Genomic DNA, 15,287 nt, shown 5'->3' with positions numbered 1-15,287 from the left:
AAATTTAAGGCAGTGCTACGCTCGCACGCCATTAATGCATCACTTAACCTATGCGCGATCTTGCTAGTAATAATTACCTAAGCAGTAGGATAGGTAGTTATGCTATAAAACTTTAGACTTTGTGCTGATGTGGGTGGGGGTAGGAAAAGCGAAAGTAGTTATACATAAAGCGCAACAAATCTAAACAAATAGTGTATTATGAAATACACTTCTGTATCGAACTAAGAGGTGATATGTATGTCATTGGGTTTCCTAATTCCACTGGCGATCGCTCTAGGATCTGCCTATATCTTTGAAAAATCAGCAGAAGAGATGGCTCTCCTCGCCGCTTCAATTGGTATTGTCAGCCTGCTGCTGAGTTTAATACTGTTACCTTGGCAAATGCAGCTTATGCTTCTAATGTTTGTCTTAACCAAGGCTAATATGCTGTCGCTGCCTTTTAAGGGCAGATTCTAACTAATCCTCTACAAATATACAGGGCTGTTTGCATCAGAGTGGCTAGTACTGATAAAAATCAGAATTTAATTAAAAACTTTGTCCCCGTTCGGATTTGGGAAACATAAGTCAAGCGATCGCTTTGCTCTTAACCTACAATGGGCGGCTCATTGATAACCCCAAACCAGTGCTTTGCTGTACCTTTGGCGTGCCAAAATTCGGTGGTGCAAACGTCGATTGCAATCTGGCGTGAGTTTCACAAAAGCGACTAAGTAATATAAACGTATTCCCGCCAGGGAGTAAAGGCTGGGATGAAAAAGAACGGAAAGCTATGGCCTTTAATACTTTTGGCCAGTGATAAATAACATTCGCACGAAAAGTGTTACTGGTTGTTCAAAGCGATAATTTTATTACTTGAGCAACAGATAATATAGGTTTCCGGTGCTGACTGTGACGCCAGCGCGATCGCCCGCTTGTTTGCCAGTTCCTAAAAAATAATCTACTCGACCAGCTCCTTTAATCGCGCCACCTGTATCCTGGTCAAGAACGTAGCGGCTAACAATACGATGCTCTATTTTTCCAGAGTTATTAACAAAAGGAATAGAGGTGCGAATGAAGGCTAAAGCGCCAGGAGGCATTAGGGATTTATCTGTTGCAATGGAGCGTTCTGCTGTCACTGGTACGTTGATGCTACCCATCGCTGGTTTACCTTTGTTGTCCTGAAAGAAAACAAAGCTGCGATTGCGCGGTAGATAGTTATTCAATTCAAGAGGATGCTTGTTGAAATACTGGAGAATAATTGGCATAGTCATGCCCTCTAATGGTAATTTGCCATCTTCTGCCAGTTCTCGGCCTATGCTGGTATAGGAGTATTTTGTATTTCCGGCATAGCCTACAGTAGTCTGACTACCATCAGTCAACTCAAGTCGGGCAGAACCTTCGATTTGAGCTATGAATGCATCCATGCGCGATCGCAGCCAGAACAACTCCAACCCCCGCAACCGAGTTTTGGAAAATTGCAAACCATCCTTGCCTTCTAGTTGTTCCCTAGTAGGATGGGGCTGAGGCCAAGACTCCAAATCTGGTGGTAGCCGATAGATGGGATAGCGATATTCTGCGGTACGAACGCGACTGGCGGCATAAATCGGCTCGTAGTAGGCGGTAAACAAAACGCTTCCTTTGGCGTCGTGTCCCACAGACTGGTAAAAGATAAACTCGCGGTTGACGGCTGCTTGAAGTTCTGCGGCTGAATTAGACTTGAGTACCAGTTCGCGAAATCTTTTGAGACTGCGAAGGACGCGATCGCGGGTAATCCCAGCGACTTGATAGCGTTTGTAAACAGTAGCAGCATCCCCAGTTTGCAAGTATTGCAGACTTCGCGCGATCGCGTTCAACAGTGCTTTTTTATCTCCTGGTTGACCGTTTCGCTCCCATATCTGCACATCTAGGCAAGTGCTAAGCGGACAACAAGCCACAGTTTGCAACCCTTTGGTGGGTAAGAGGGGTACGCGCTTGGTCGCTTTTTGTTTCTGTGCGGGTGTCTTTTTAGGTTGGGGAATGGCGGCTATTGGTATATTCTTCTGTTTCACGGGACATTCAGACTGACTGAGTTCCCCATTCCCCAAAGGTTGCATGCGCCAGAGCAGAATAAAAAGAGCGACGGGTAAGCTGAGGGTGATGTAAGCAAATATCTTTTTCATCAGGAAAATGCAGTGCGATCGCATTAGTGGTGTCTTTGCTGCACCCTGGTAGGATTTTATATTTTAGATATAACTTAGCAAATAATTTGGCTCTGCTGGCTTACATTACATTAGCGATCTATTATAAGTAGCCACACTTAATTATTTCTAGAATGTGGATAGGGGAAGCGAAACCTCAACTCAATCTACAAAATGACAGGATTTCACTCAGTTATTTTACTTGTTTATGTATTATTAACTACAAATAATAGTGAAATACATATGCTGGTATATAACCAGTTATTTAAAGATTAAAACAAATCACGCAATCAGCCAGGGTAGCCAAATAGCTAAACTCAGAAGCGTTACAAACAAAACTGGCAGGGTGAGGATGATGCTGGTGCGAATATATTGAACCCAACTGATGCGGATTCCTTTGCGCGCCAATACGTCCATCCACAGCAGAGTTGCTAAACTACCAATGGGAGTTATTTTTGCTCCCAAATCGCAAGCGATCGCATTGGCGTAGATCATTGCTTCTCTAATATGAGGACTGGTAACATCAGTGTCTTGAATTGCTATAGCGTTAATCAGCACTGCGGGCAGATTGTTCATCACTGAAGCCAGCAAGGTAGCCAAAAACCCAGTACCAATTGCCACTTGGGTAATTCCCCAATGGGAAAGATATTGTAAGCGATCGCTGAGTCCGTTGGTTAAGCCAACATTGCGGAGTCCTGTGACAACTAAATACATACCCAAGCTAAATAAAATTACTTGCCAAGGCGCTTCCCGCAAAACTTGCTTTAAGTTAATTACCCTAGCTGTTTTTCGGTGAAACCAGCGTCCAGCTAGCGCCAGCATGAATAAGGCTCCCAAACCAGCAATGAAGGAAACTGGAGCCCCTAGCGGTTCAGCAAAGAAGTAGCCAAGCAGCAGCAATCCTAAAACAACAAAACTATAACGGAAAACGAGGGGATCTTTTATGATGCGATCGCTTGTTAGTTGTAAACCGCTAATATTATAAGTCTTGGGTATATAGCGACCAAAGTAGAACCATAAAACCCCCAAACTGGTTGCAATCGCTACTAAGGTACACGGAACCATAACCAAGGAATAGCGCAAAAAGGAAATTTTAAAATAGTCAGCAGTAATTATATTCACCAGGTTACTAACTGGAAAGGGTAGGCTTGTAGCGTCGGCAATAAAGCCGCTTGCTATAACAAAGGCCAAGGTTGCTTCCTTGCTAAAGCCCAGCGCCAGCAGCATTTCCATTACAGTTGGCGTCCAAATCAATACCGTGCCGTCGTTTGTTAATAGTGCCGTTACTGCTGCTCCCAACAACACCACAAGTGAAAACAACAACCCTCCTCTTCCTAGCCCCCACCTTGCAAGGTGCATTGCCAACCACCGAAAGAATCCGGCTGCATCCAGGATCAGGGAAATAATTATTAGAGCAACTAGGGTAAAAGTGGCATTCCAAACAATACCCCAAACCTGGGGAATATCTTGCCAACTGACAACGCCAGTAGCAAGAGCAAATATAGCTCCTGCGATCGCGCTAAATCCTATGCCCAGTCCTCGCGGTTGCCAGATAACTAGGATGAGAGTGACGATGAAGATCGCGATCGCCAAAGGTGCTGCATAGGCAGATTGCAAGATACCCATTAAATTACATCTACCTAAATATTTAAATAATGTAAAACTAAATAGTTATTTTTGCAACCGAAAAGGTAGTTAATTTTTTATATAGTAAAGAAGAGGATTAAATTTTTACTAGCACGAAGGGCGGGCGTTTGGCTAAGACAGCAAATGCCCGCTTTTACATCACTAATTATGTCATGAAACACCCTATTTCAAAGAAGGTGAATATGATTCAATCTAATAATCAATACTCCCTAGCCGTGATTCGAGATGAAGTGCGGATGCTTGTAGAGAAGGGAGTTGTTAGCCGTCGGCAACGCATAGTTAGCCTGTGGAGATACATTGCTGCTCGCGAATGGATTTATATGGAGCAGGAGTTAGAAAATAGCAACTTTCTGCTCAGGGATTACATTGGCGATTTGATTGGCTCGGAAGAATGGGACAACGACTAACTAGAATTGGTTAACAGGTCAATAAACGGAAGCGAGGATAATTAATTTTACAAAAAATTACCAATAATTAGTAAAATTATAAGTGCGATCGCACTGTGGTTAATATGAGCGAACCCAACATCAAATTAAGGTTTATTTAGGCATACTTTAGCTAGTCAGTATGCAGAGGTATCAGCTTCACTCATATTAGCCCTATCCCAAGTTAATATTCTTCTTAGCTTGCCTAACATTTTAACAAGAGTGATGCTTATCTGTTAGCAAGCGCCGCAGTTGATTTTTTGCACGCAGAAATTATGCGTTGATCGTTGGAACTAACTTGTTTGATGGGATACATGCTAGTCAGGTTAACTTTAACCTTAGCAACTTGGGAATCGTTAGGATTCTCCGACTTAACATCTAGCGCATTGTTTTTTACATTGCCACTAAAGCAGTCAAACCCAGAACTAGGGTAATAAAAAGCTCCCACAACTTTGCCCTTTTGACGTTGAAAGACCACATAAGCCATACCAAGTTGATTGGGGCGAGGAATTTCGCCAAATAGATATGTTCCATCAGCAAGGTTACTTAATGGAATAGACTTAGCGGGCGCGGCGTGGGCAACGCTCCCCAGTGTTTCCAAACTGAGGCAAGCTAGAGTTAGTGCAGCTCCCAAGGCAATTTTTGACATTTTCAAGTTAACAGATGCAGGTTGATTCATTAATTCTTCTCCTTGCTTTACTGTTAGGTATAGTTAAACGTTAAAACTGTTAAGGACAGGGGGTGTATTCCCACAGAAAGAATAAAGCATGGGCTTGATATATCTTTTGATGGATATCGACACCCAACGTTGTGCCCAAAACCCTTGAAAATGCCTTAAGCAAAGTTCTTTTATTTGTAATATCTGTAAAAAAAAAGCCTCTCATTTGAGAGGCTTGCTGTGAGGTTATCCAAAGATATCGGCTAGCGTTTAACCGCCCCGGACTGCTAATGCTCCAGCGATCGCGCTAGCAATTGCTGAGGTAGCTGCCGTGCCAAACAACCACCATGCTGCTGTAGCTGCGGCTTTGCGGGTTTCCTCGGCTTGGCGCTGGGCTTGCCGTTTAACATCTTCCACCCGTCGTTGCGCTTCTTGCTGCAAGCGTTCCGCCCGTTGAAGCACGCTCGTGCGCGTCCGTTCGATCTGGTCTACGATGCGATTGGCGTCAGCTTCCGAGATATCCTCGCGGGAACTGAGGAGCGCTACTACGGTATCGCGATTAAAGTGACCAAGGCGATCTTTGAGAGCATCAAAACCAGCTTGCGGGTCATCAAACAAGGTGCGAACATCGTGCTTGATGCCGTCATAGTTAAGTTCTGGCCGATCCAGCGAGTTGAGGTAATTGCGAATTTTGGCAAATACCCCATCAATAACCGATTGAATGCGACGCTGGATATCGCGAACTTGTTCTACAAATTGCTCGCGCACCGCCAAGACTTGATCCACAATTCGGTTCGCTTCTTCTTCAGAAATATCCGGGCGTTGCGACAAGAGCGAGACTACTGTTTCGCGGTCAACCTTAGATAGGCGGTCGGCAAAACTCTCCACTCCAGTTCGGGGATCGTGCAGCAACAATTGCAAGTCGCGCTTGATACCTTCGGGATTGAGTTCGTCCTTCCCAGTGTTCCGCAGGTACTCTTGAAGAGTTGATTGAAAATCCTGTACTTTGGCTTGAGTACGAGCAGCTAAGCGGCGGGGCGCTCTGACGATGCTGCGAAGGTTTTCTTGCACCTGATCGATGATTTGATTGACTTGCTCCTCGCTGAGATCTTGCCGTTGGCTGAGCAGCTTGACGAGGGTATCGCGGTCGATATTACTTACGCGATCGCGCAGCGCCAGCGCTCCTCCTTTGGGATCGTCCAACAATTTCTGCAAATCGCGCTTGATGCCTTCGGGGTTGAGTTCGTCCTTGCCAGTGTTGCGGAGGTACTCGGCGATCGTATTTGTTGTTTTGTCGTACTGGTCTTTAGCCGTACCAGTCAACTCTTTAGCTTTATCTGCTACTGCTTGCGGTGCATGCATAACGCTATTCCAGCGGCTCTGCACTTGATCTACGATCTGATTCGCTTGATCCTGGCTTATGTCTTGGCGCGATGAGAGCAATTGCACTAAGGTATCGCGGTCAAAGCGAGACGCACGGGCACGCACTAAACTCAATCCTATACGGGGATCGTCTAAGAACAAACTTAAATCCCGCTTGATGCCTTCTGGATTCAGTTCATCCTTACCAGTGTTACGCAGATAAGACTCTACCTTGAGCCACAACGCCTCTGCTTGAGATTTGGCTTGTTCTTCTTGCGACTGAGCATCTGTTAAGACGCGATCGCGGGTGCTTATCAAATTCGTTACTATCGGCTCGGCTTGTGCTGCATTTATATCTGTCCGAGCTAACAGCATTTGCAAAAGCGTGTCGCGGTCAAACACTGCAAGGCGACGACGCACCGTTTCATAGTCTGCGTCGGGATCTTCCAGCCACGCTGGGAAATCTCGATCGATTGCTTCTTGCGACAATTGTTCGACTGGAGTGTAGCGCAGATAATTTTCTACACTCTTGCGGAGTGTTGATATCTTTTCTTCTTCTTCAGCTTGCCGCACTGTTGCCAAAACATCTTGGCGGACGGCTTCTAGCCGATCGGCAATTTCGTTGATTTTGGCTTGAGTAAATATGCCCCGCTGTTGCAGCAAATCTACAAAATCTGACCGCTTCAACTGCTCTATTTGCTGGCGAACTTTCTTGGGATCTGCTTGCGGATCGTAGATAACATCCCGAAATTCCTGCGCCAGCACTTCTGGCTTCATCTGCCACGAGTATGTGTTGAGCAGGTAGTTATCTACGTCGGCGCGAATGGTGCTGTAAGGAAGCGCTGGGGTACCGCTAACCTCGCCTGCTATTTTATCGCTTACCTCGTTTACTTTGGCTTTAGCTGTTTGTAGCTGACCCAGAATTTTTTCGAGATCGAGATCCGATATATCGGTTCTGCCCATTACCACGCCAAGAACTGGGCTTAGCGTAGTGATTAAGCGATCCATCATACCTGGAGTTTGTTGATCTTGGTTTTCTCCCGGCTGTTTATTCGAGCGCATTTCTCCAATCAGCTGATCGAGCTTTCCGCCTAGTTCGTTCGTCAGCTTATCTGGGGAAGCCGATTTGAGATAGTCCAACAATTCGCCCATCCCATTTTTAGCTTGAGGCGCTTGCTGGTCTACAACCTGTTTCCAGACATTCTCTAGCTGATCGACGATTCTTTTCACGTCTCGCTTCGAGAGGTCGGTGCGACTGCTGACTAATTCAACAAACTTCGATCTGTCGATGTCGCGGAGATTTTCTGGAGCGATCGCTTTCAATTGGGGATCGTTGAGCAATTTTTCAAATTCGCCCCGAATTGATTTGAGGTCTAGTTCTGCTGGTCGCAGCCTATCAAAATAATCTTCTAGCGTCTCGCGTATGCTTGTTGGGTCTATCGCTGACCCCAATTCGCGGCGCACCGCTACGGCTGCTGCTTCGGCTGTCGCCACAACCTGATCGTTTACTGCTTTTGCTCCCAGTGCGGCGGTTGCTGTTCCAAAAATTGTTTGCAATCCGGAACTTGCGGCATTAACTACCGAACCGATTAAGGAACCGACTTTTGCCGAACCCACCCAGACGAGTAGGGAAAAATAAGTCCCCCAAATTACTAAGCCTATAATAGCTCCCAAGAAGCGATCGCTGTTATTTAGGCTCAGTTTCACTGCTAGGAAACAAGCTATGGATAAGGCAACCGTTACACTGATTAATGTTGCCAACCCTAGCGCGGTTCCAATTTTGCGAATGCTGGTTCCTAAGCTGTCTGCATCGTCATCATGCGATTTAGAATCTGAGGTATTTCCCAATAAGTAGGCAACACCCAAGTTTGTTATCAGCAATTGGATTGCAAACGCCAGAACCACCCCAGCAACCAATGCCATCAAAAACTGCGGCCCTGCAAATATAAACGCTGCCTCTTTGGGCGTGGTTGCTGTGTTATCCACGGGAACCTGACCGAGCCAGAATAGTGTTTTGCACAGCCCCCAAGTCATTCCTGTACTTTGTAACATGGTATTTCCTTCATCCAAGCTTATGTCCGCGCAAATTTTTTAGCCCTCAGCTCTCATCCGAAAGCACGATGCGTAAATTGTGAAGGATGAATTTAAACGTTTCATCCTTCATTGTTCACGCTTTTATGCTTATTGCTGGTGGCTTGCTGCTAGTTAGAGGTTTTTTAAGTAGAAGTCTGAATTTTTGCAAAACTACACTCTATAGCCCAGAATCACCGAATACGGTTGATTAAAGCATCCACCCAAGGAAGTAAACGCCTCACCACTAAAAGGAAGAATAATCTTTGGCTGTTATCCCTTTTTGTTTTGAGGATAACTAAGTTTGATTGAACATTTATGTTATGCACCTGCTGGGCGTACCACTTAGCAGGTGCTTTAAAGTTACATACATATCTCTATCGATAGATGTATTTTTAACAAAGCTAATAACTCCTCTGCCCTTAGCAATATATTTATCTTGTATCTTTAGACAGACCTCAGTGCCGATCCAGGAAATTAGGATGAAAGGGTAAAGATTTATAAAGGAGTGTAAAGAATGCAAACAAGCACACCTGAACTAGCTCCTAAAACTCTTGCTTATAACGGCAAAGACCGTAACACTTTTCTGTTTGGCTGGAATCCTCAAGCTGAACTTTGGAACGGACGCTTGGCAATGCTGGGCTTTGTTGCGTATTTGCTGTGGGATATTGCTGGTTATAGTGTGGTTCGGGACATCCTTCACTTGATCGGCTAATTTGAAACCTTAATTCCTAGCTATGTTCCGCGATCGCCCAGGCGGCTTTATTTAATAAAGCCGCCTGTTTCATTTATACGCTATCAACTTAATGGCTACTTCTTGCCAAGTTTGCCATTCTTTAGCTGTAGCAAAGAGTACATTTTTATAGCAAAAATAAAAATAATGTTATTAATTTTACATTTGCACTTTTCTCCTGTCTACCGTTAGCAATGCGTGCAGTTTGTACCTATAGGTATAGATCGTTAAGTGTTATTGTTGCTATTGTAAAGATAAGTTAAACAACGCAATTAAAGGAAAAAAAATGGAAACCCGCACACCTGATTTAGCTCCTAAAACTCTCGCTTATAATGGTAAAGATCGCAACGCCTTTTTGTTTGGCTGGAATCCTCAAGCTGAACTGTGGAACGGACGCTTGGCGATGATAGGTTTTCTAGCTTACTTGCTTTGGGATCTTGCTGGCTATAGCGTGGTGCGCGATATCCTCCACCTCGTTTCATATACTACTACAGTTCGCTAACATTAGAATTGGATAAAATAGAGCTGGAGGTTTTACTAATTAAAACCTCCAGCTCTATTTTTATATAAATAAAGTTAAAACTTAGCTACTTTTACTTAAATTAAACGTAGCCCGGCATTGCCCACTAAAGGTTTTATTGTCTTTTAATAAATTAACCCACGTATAGGTTGGGAAGTTACTCCTCGGCTAGGGCAAACCCCGTCGAACGACGTGTGTTTAAACCACCAAACCCTAGTGTTACAGAGGGTTTTTGGGTTCGATTCGTTTAATAAAACCACCACTTATTCTTGTTAATGAGATTAGCTTGTTATGATATCTGCCATTAGTAATGCGTCAACTTTGTACCTATAGACAGACATCAGTTTGAGGTCATGTTGAATAATATAAAGATAAGTTAATTAACAAAGTTTAGGAACAAAAACAATGGAAACTCGCACTACTGATTTACCTGCTGTTGCTAAAGCTTACAACGGCGTAGACCGCAATGCCTTTCTGTTTGGATTCAACCCCCAAGCTGAACTATGGAACGGACGCTTGGCAATGATCGGTTTTCTTGCTTACTTGCTTTGGGATTTAGCTGGTTATAGCGTTGTCCGCGACATCCTGCACCTGATTTCTTACTAATCGCTCAGCATCGTAATTTTAAAACATCATTTAGGAGAAACAAAATGGAAACTCGCACTACCGATCTACCTCCTGTAGCTAGCGCTTACAACGGTAAAGACCGCAATGCATTTTTGTTTGGCTTCAATCCCCAAGCTGAACTATGGAATGGACGCTTGGCGATGATCGGTTTTCTTGCTTACTTGTTGTGGGATTTAGCTGGGTATAGCGTTGTCCGCGACATCCTGCACCTGATTTCTTACTAATTAGGTCGGTAATATCATTAAGCTATAGGGTGGGCATTGCCCGCCCTATTTAAGTTCATGTGTATATATAAGCGGGTATGGTGGCGAAGAGCCGCGATCGCACAGTATAAATAATAAAAAACTAAACAAAAAATCCCAAATTATCGAAATTTGGGACTAAAAAACAGATTAAATTTGTTGCGAATAGCTAATCTTCTTGGTGGCAATCCGAAGGAATTCCCAAAACCGGGCAGGGGAAATCAGCACCTAATTTCTGGACAAGTGGATGATTCGCAGAAGTACAGCCCAAAAACAATAGAGCCGCCGCTTCAGATTCAACAACTTTTCTTAGTTCCGCAGCAACGCAACCAAAGCGGAGATGGGCTTTGAAGGAACCGCGCCATTCGTCAGCGAGACTGCGTGCTTGGGATAATATGCGGTTTGCTTGGTCTAAGTGATTATCTTGGTAAAAGGTAGCTCTTAAATAAGATGGCTCTATGGAGGTTACTCGTGGCGGTGTTGCCATAGCCATTTGTGATGGTTGAGTTAAAACAGGGGTAGGAGATCTTAATGCAGATGATTCGGCAAACTCCAAGGGTATGTGAGGGGTTGAGTTGACGATATCTGAACTTTTAGTGGGTAGTTCGCTATCTAAAACATAGACAACTTGAACTGTGACTTGCGCCTTTGTGACTAAACGAGTTTGATGGGCAATCCATAGAGTAAGATCTAGAGCTGTTTGGCTGCTAGGGGATCTGTTATAGCCAACAATTAGGTTAACCGATTTTGTAAATTGCTCCCGCTCTTCAGAAGATGATGCAGGAGTAGGCACCAAAAGCATTTGTTCCGTTAAGTCTTGACGACCCATTGCGCTTTCAAGGCGCAGTAACATTGACTTGATATTCACAGATTTAACCTCCTTAATTGCATTATTAGGCTACCTACTCAATAACTCACATAGGACAGCTATTAATTACTCGTCATGGGAAAAATAGCGATCTAGAAAGTTGAGAGCATGGTTGCGAAGTTCAAAATACTCGCGAGAGTTGCGTAACTCTTGGCGATCGCGCGGATGAGGAAAAGGAACTTCCAAAATTTCGCCAATTTTTGCGTGGGGGCCATTAGTCATCAGCACGATCCTATCTGACATATACAGCGCTTCATCCACATCATGCGTAATCATCATAACCGCTTGCTTATGGTTTTCCCAAATTTCCAGCACTTGCCGTTGTAACTTGCCCCTAGTCAGCGCATCCAGCGCTCCAAATGGTTCATCCATCAGTAACATTTTCGGACGAATTGCTAATGCTCTTGCAATGCCAACTCGCTGTTTCATTCCCCCAGAAATTTCATCGGGATATTTGTCAGCGGCTGCGTTTAAATTCACCATTGCCAAGTGTTCGTTAACAATGCTGATTTTCTCGGCACGAGTGGCATTCTTTAGCACTTCATCTACCGCCAAACGGATATTTTCCTTCACTGTCAGCCAAGGAAGCAGAGAATATTGCTGGAACACCATCATGCGCTCTGCACCGGGTTTGCGAATTTCTTTGCCGTCTAGTCGCACCGAGCCGGAAGTCTGTTGTTCTAAACCAGCGACTATTTTTAGTAGCGTTGATTTACCGCAACCAGAGTGACCAATTACGCAGATGAATTCGTCTTCGTTTATGCTGAGATTAACACCGTCTAGGACGACAAACTTACTGCCGTCAGCACTTGGATACGACTTTACAAGATTTTCAATTTCCAAAAATCCCTGGCGGGAGTTAACCATGATATTTTGTCCTGTGGGGTAAGAAGTAGATTGAGTCATAAAAGGCTCCTAGATAGTGTCATTTTTGGCAATTTTAAAGGCGTTAACAAGCAGACTTCTGTTAACAGAAAACAAATCATCAACTTCCGCTTGTTAAGACATGAAGAAAGAAACCGGGCTATTATGGCGGATTTCAAAACTTTTTAGATAGCCGACTGGATCGCTGGGATCGAAGCCTTTTTTGTCAATAAAGACTTCAGGGGATTCGACTTTGTAATCATCTTTGGGGCACTCAATTCCCATTTCGGCGGCAATATTGCGATAGAGATCGGTTCGCCAGCCTTTGCTTGCCAGTTCTTCGGCATTTTTAGGAAATTCCTTAATTTGTCCCCAACGAGCTGCTTGAGTCATCAACCAAATGCTTCTAGAGCGCCAGAGAAACGTTGAATGTTCTCCTGGCTGTTTGGGAATGCCGTTAGGAATATCGAAGAAAATTGTGCCGTCAGCGGCTTTTATAGTGCGGTCTTTGCTATCAAAGCCCCCATAGTTGTATTCACCCATAATTGCAGGGCGCGTAAACTTATCCACTGGGCCTTTTTTAGGTTTTGCACCCGTAAACGAGCGCTCGGTAAGTAGCGTGGCAACTTCTTGGTGGTTTTCGGGTTTGCTGCAATACTGGCAGGCTTCAATCATTGCCTTGACTAGGGAACGATAAGTTTTGGGATTTTTATCAATAAATTCTTCCATAACTCCCAAAAGTCGGTCTGGGTGTCCCAACCATACTTCTTTACCTTGAGCGAAGGTAAAACCGATTCCCTGTTCGCCAGTAATTGCTTTTTCGTAAATTGCTCGTGTATTCCAAGGTTCTGCAACCATGTAGGCTTGCATTGCACCAATCCGCACGTTACTAACCATCTGCGGCGGGGGAACAATGATGATGCGAAACTCTTTGATGGGATCGACTCCGGCGGCGGCGGATAAATAGCGGACGAAGTATTCGTAAATGGATGAACTTAGTACAACAGCCCAAACTCTCTGTTCTGGTGGTTGGCTGTCAAAGTAGGCTTTAAATTGTTTGCCAAATTCTTCTAAAGCGCGATCGCCGTACTGTTGTTGGTACTCGTACCAGGGACGCAACCCAAAATCCCACATGGCTTTGTTCATCGTCATGGCGTTACCGTGACGGTGAATTACCATAGCGGCACACATGGGAGCGTGGCGTGCGCCTTCGGCTCCGATTCTGGCATTGGTTACGGCTCCGGATACAACAGGCGCGGCATCGGTGCGACCGAATATTAATCCGTCGCGTGAGGTTGCCCAGCTAGCTTCGCGGACGAGTTTGACGTTAAGGCCGTATTTGCGGAAAAATCCTTTTTTCCATGCGATCGCAAAGGGCGCGCAGTCATTAACGGGAACGTATCCAACGGTAATGTCAGATTTTTCTAAATCGCCGGGTTTTACTACCTGTTCAATTGCCCTAGCTTCTTCCGTGAGGCCTTTGGCAGAGCGTGAAGCGGAGCTATCGCCGTCAGGCGAATCGCTGCTTACTGCACATGAAGAAAGTGCCATTCCCGCCGCCGTCGCACCCAACCCCGTGATAAAACTTCGCCGCGTCCAGTTCGTGGTGTCACTCATAGTTTGTTCCATTAATGCTTTAAGTCTGCTCAACCGCATTGGGTTGAGCTATTGCCAAGCTTTTGCCATACCATTGACGCCAAAGAAAACTTGCGATTGAAGTAGCGATCGCATCCAAGTAATAAGATTTTAGAAATTAGCACTTTTTCTATTTTGAATAGAAGTGCCAATCTAAAATCTCTGAGTTAATAACTAAGAAACAGGCTTCGGGCGGCGGCGAGTAACTAAAACCTCAAGTTGACCCACTGCATAATCTAGAAGCAGACCAGTTAAACCAATTACCAGCACTGCCAAAAACACGGAACTCAGGTTTAAGCGGCTCCATTCATCCCACACAAAAAAGCCGATACCAACACCGCCAGTTAACATTTCTACAGCGACGATTACTAGCCAAGCAATACCCAAACTTATCCGCAATCCTGTGAAAATATAGGGCAAACTTGCAGGCCAAATAATCTTGGTAATTCGTCGCCACCGGGGCATTTCCAGCACTCTCGCCACATCTATATAATCTTTGGAAACGCTAGAAACCCCAAGGGCAGTGTTGATAATTGTCGGCCACAAAGAAGTGATGAAGATAACAAAAATCGCCGATGGATCTGCCAAGTTGAATATTGCTAAAGCAATGGGCAGCCAAGCCAGGGGCGATACTGGTTTGAGAATTTGAATAACGGGATTTAGCGCCATCATTGCTGGTTTGGACATCCCGATGAGAAAACCAACCGGAATGGCAACAATAGCACCAAGTCCAAACCCAATTAATACCCGTCGCAAGCTGGCTATTAATAGCCACCCAATGCCTAAATCGCCGGGGCCGCGCTGATAAAATGGGTTGAGTATAAAGTCTAAATTTGCGACTAAAGCTTGAGCTGGGGTGGGCATCAAATCGCTTCGCCACAGGGCTATAATCCACCACAGCAGGATCAGCCCCAAAAACCCAAGGGCAGGAAGTATTACAACATCCCGTAATATTACGGGTTTCGCTTTTTTCCAGGCCATTTGCCCAGCAACAGCGATCGCAGACAAGTTTAGCTGCAATATCATTATTTATCCTCAGAGTTATGAGCAGGTACAAGAAAGCCGAGCAGTACCAGCCGAGAACACTGACGAGTTCAGAAATTTATAAAAATGCTGACTCTATCAGTCTTCTCTCAATGCCTACGAAGTTAGCTGACGGGCTAGGACTGAGAGATGTCCTTCTCTGCTCACCTCCCTAAGTAGAGATATACAAAAGCAGAGATACGCCCCAAAAGTTGGTTCCTCCGTTCCAATTTCACCTCGCATATGCGGGTGAAACATCGGATTAGGCTGACTTACTCAATTTTTTCACAATTTTAACACGTTTACTCAAAACCGTCTAGCTTGACGATTGCATAATTATTTAGTATCTGCTGGCCAAATTAAACTTTTAATAGCAAATTATAAATTTTTCTTAAAATTAACTTATTAGTTTTTTTGTATCTAAAAACACAATTTTTATTTATATAAATGCGAACTCTAG

Annotated in this window: 14 protein-coding genes and 1 riboswitch; of the genes, 6 read left to right on the top strand and 8 right to left on the bottom strand. The window is 44.5% G+C overall.

Annotation, left to right across the window (positions count from 1 at the left end):
• Positions 1-237 precede the first annotated feature (237 nt).
• Positions 238-456, top strand: a complete 219-nt coding sequence (locus H6F77_RS07600) for a hypothetical protein (RefSeq protein ID WP_190486926.1) — start codon at positions 238-240, stop codon at positions 454-456.
• A 389-nt stretch (positions 457-845) separates the two neighbouring features.
• Here the strand turns inward: H6F77_RS07600 and mltA are convergent, their stop codons facing one another.
• Together mltA and H6F77_RS07585 are read right to left on the bottom strand one after the other, a co-directional pair.
• Complete coding sequence (gene mltA, locus H6F77_RS07590) at positions 846-2,135, bottom strand: murein transglycosylase A (RefSeq protein ID WP_190486995.1); 1,290 nt, start codon at positions 2,133-2,135, stop codon at positions 846-848.
• A 300-nt stretch (positions 2,136-2,435) separates the two neighbouring features.
• Positions 2,436-3,779, bottom strand: a complete 1,344-nt coding sequence (locus H6F77_RS07585; protein WP_190486922.1) for an arsenic transporter — start codon at positions 3,777-3,779, stop codon at positions 2,436-2,438.
• Positions 3,780-3,982: 203 nt separating this feature from the next.
• Here H6F77_RS07585 and H6F77_RS07580 point away from each other — a divergent pair, with 203 nt between their 5' ends.
• Positions 3,983-4,207, top strand: coding sequence for a DUF4327 family protein (locus H6F77_RS07580; RefSeq protein WP_190486920.1), 225 nt, complete (start codon positions 3,983-3,985; stop codon positions 4,205-4,207).
• A 247-nt stretch (positions 4,208-4,454) separates the two neighbouring features.
• On the opposite strand, the gene H6F77_RS07575 is transcribed toward H6F77_RS07580, so the two are convergent.
• Positions 4,455-4,904, bottom strand: coding sequence for a hypothetical protein (locus H6F77_RS07575; protein ID WP_190486919.1), 450 nt, complete (start codon positions 4,902-4,904; stop codon positions 4,455-4,457).
• A 249-nt stretch (positions 4,905-5,153) separates the two neighbouring features.
• Positions 5,154-8,297, bottom strand: coding sequence for an MFS transporter (locus tag H6F77_RS07570; protein WP_190486918.1), 3,144 nt, complete (start codon positions 8,295-8,297; stop codon positions 5,154-5,156).
• Positions 8,298-8,832: 535 nt separating this feature from the next.
• Between H6F77_RS07570 and H6F77_RS07565 the strand changes: the two genes are divergently transcribed.
• From H6F77_RS07565 to H6F77_RS07550, 4 genes are all read left to right on the top strand, one after another.
• On the top strand, positions 8,833-9,030 hold the full coding sequence (locus H6F77_RS07565; RefSeq protein ID WP_190486916.1) for a chlorophyll a-b binding domain-containing protein: 198 nt from the start codon (positions 8,833-8,835) through the stop codon (positions 9,028-9,030).
• Between the two features lie 304 nt (positions 9,031-9,334).
• Positions 9,335-9,550, top strand: a complete 216-nt coding sequence (locus tag H6F77_RS07560) for a chlorophyll a/b-binding protein (protein ID WP_190486914.1) — start codon at positions 9,335-9,337, stop codon at positions 9,548-9,550.
• Positions 9,551-9,973: 423 nt separating this feature from the next.
• The gene (locus H6F77_RS07555; protein WP_190486912.1) at positions 9,974-10,174 is read left to right on the top strand and encodes a chlorophyll a/b-binding protein; all 201 of its coding nucleotides are present in this window, start codon (positions 9,974-9,976) and stop codon (positions 10,172-10,174) included.
• Between the two features lie 44 nt (positions 10,175-10,218).
• The gene (locus tag H6F77_RS07550) at positions 10,219-10,419 is read left to right on the top strand and encodes a chlorophyll a/b-binding protein (protein WP_190486910.1); all 201 of its coding nucleotides are present in this window, start codon (positions 10,219-10,221) and stop codon (positions 10,417-10,419) included.
• A 187-nt stretch (positions 10,420-10,606) separates the two neighbouring features.
• On the opposite strand, the gene H6F77_RS07545 is transcribed toward H6F77_RS07550, so the two are convergent.
• The 4 genes from H6F77_RS07545 to ntrB all read right to left on the bottom strand — a co-directional run bounded on the left by H6F77_RS07545 (position 10,607) and on the right by ntrB (position 14,830).
• On the bottom strand, positions 10,607-11,305 hold the full coding sequence (locus H6F77_RS07545; RefSeq protein ID WP_309228813.1) for an adenine nucleotide alpha hydrolase family protein: 699 nt from the start codon (positions 11,303-11,305) through the stop codon (positions 10,607-10,609).
• A gap of 66 nt (positions 11,306-11,371) precedes the next feature.
• Positions 11,372-12,211, bottom strand: a complete 840-nt coding sequence (locus H6F77_RS07540; RefSeq protein ID WP_190486908.1) for an ABC transporter ATP-binding protein — start codon at positions 12,209-12,211, stop codon at positions 11,372-11,374.
• Between the two features lie 93 nt (positions 12,212-12,304).
• Positions 12,305-13,786: an ABC transporter substrate-binding protein gene (locus tag H6F77_RS07535; protein WP_190486906.1), complete on the bottom strand. Its 1,482-nt coding sequence runs from the start codon at positions 13,784-13,786 to the stop codon at positions 12,305-12,307.
• Between the two features lie 192 nt (positions 13,787-13,978).
• Positions 13,979-14,830: a nitrate ABC transporter permease gene (ntrB, locus tag H6F77_RS07530; RefSeq protein WP_190486904.1), complete on the bottom strand. Its 852-nt coding sequence runs from the start codon at positions 14,828-14,830 to the stop codon at positions 13,979-13,981.
• Positions 14,831-14,927: 97 nt separating this feature from the next.
• A riboswitch (cyclic di-AMP (ydaO/yuaA leader) is annotated at positions 14,928-15,106 on the bottom strand.
• Between the last annotated feature and the right edge of the window lie 181 nt (positions 15,107-15,287).

Origin of the sequence: Microcoleus sp. FACHB-831 (assembly GCF_014695585.1) — a bacterium.
In the GTDB taxonomy this organism is placed as follows: domain Bacteria; phylum Cyanobacteriota; class Cyanobacteriia; order Cyanobacteriales; family FACHB-T130; genus FACHB-831.
Note: the sequence above shows the minus strand (reverse complement) of the source record. Positions and strands in the feature narration are given on the sequence as shown.

Coding starts and splice junctions, on each gene's coding strand:
- H6F77_RS07600 (WP_190486926.1), top strand. CDS start 238: ATGTCATTGGGTTTCCTAATTCCACTGGCGATCGCTCTAGGATCTGCC.
- mltA (WP_190486995.1), bottom strand. CDS start 2,135: ATGAAAAAGATATTTGCTTACATCACCCTCAGCTTACCCGTCGCTCTT.
- H6F77_RS07585 (WP_190486922.1), bottom strand. CDS start 3,779: ATGGGTATCTTGCAATCTGCCTATGCAGCACCTTTGGCGATCGCGATC.
- H6F77_RS07580 (WP_190486920.1), top strand. CDS start 3,983: ATGATTCAATCTAATAATCAATACTCCCTAGCCGTGATTCGAGATGAA.
- H6F77_RS07575 (WP_190486919.1), bottom strand. CDS start 4,904: ATGAATCAACCTGCATCTGTTAACTTGAAAATGTCAAAAATTGCCTTG.
- H6F77_RS07570 (WP_190486918.1), bottom strand. CDS start 8,297: ATGTTACAAAGTACAGGAATGACTTGGGGGCTGTGCAAAACACTATTC.
- H6F77_RS07565 (WP_190486916.1), top strand. CDS start 8,833: ATGCAAACAAGCACACCTGAACTAGCTCCTAAAACTCTTGCTTATAAC.
- H6F77_RS07560 (WP_190486914.1), top strand. CDS start 9,335: ATGGAAACCCGCACACCTGATTTAGCTCCTAAAACTCTCGCTTATAAT.
- H6F77_RS07555 (WP_190486912.1), top strand. CDS start 9,974: ATGGAAACTCGCACTACTGATTTACCTGCTGTTGCTAAAGCTTACAAC.
- H6F77_RS07550 (WP_190486910.1), top strand. CDS start 10,219: ATGGAAACTCGCACTACCGATCTACCTCCTGTAGCTAGCGCTTACAAC.
- H6F77_RS07540 (WP_190486908.1), bottom strand. CDS start 12,211: ATGACTCAATCTACTTCTTACCCCACAGGACAAAATATCATGGTTAAC.
- H6F77_RS07535 (WP_190486906.1), bottom strand. CDS start 13,786: ATGAGTGACACCACGAACTGGACGCGGCGAAGTTTTATCACGGGGTTG.
- ntrB (WP_190486904.1), bottom strand. CDS start 14,830: ATGATATTGCAGCTAAACTTGTCTGCGATCGCTGTTGCTGGGCAAATG.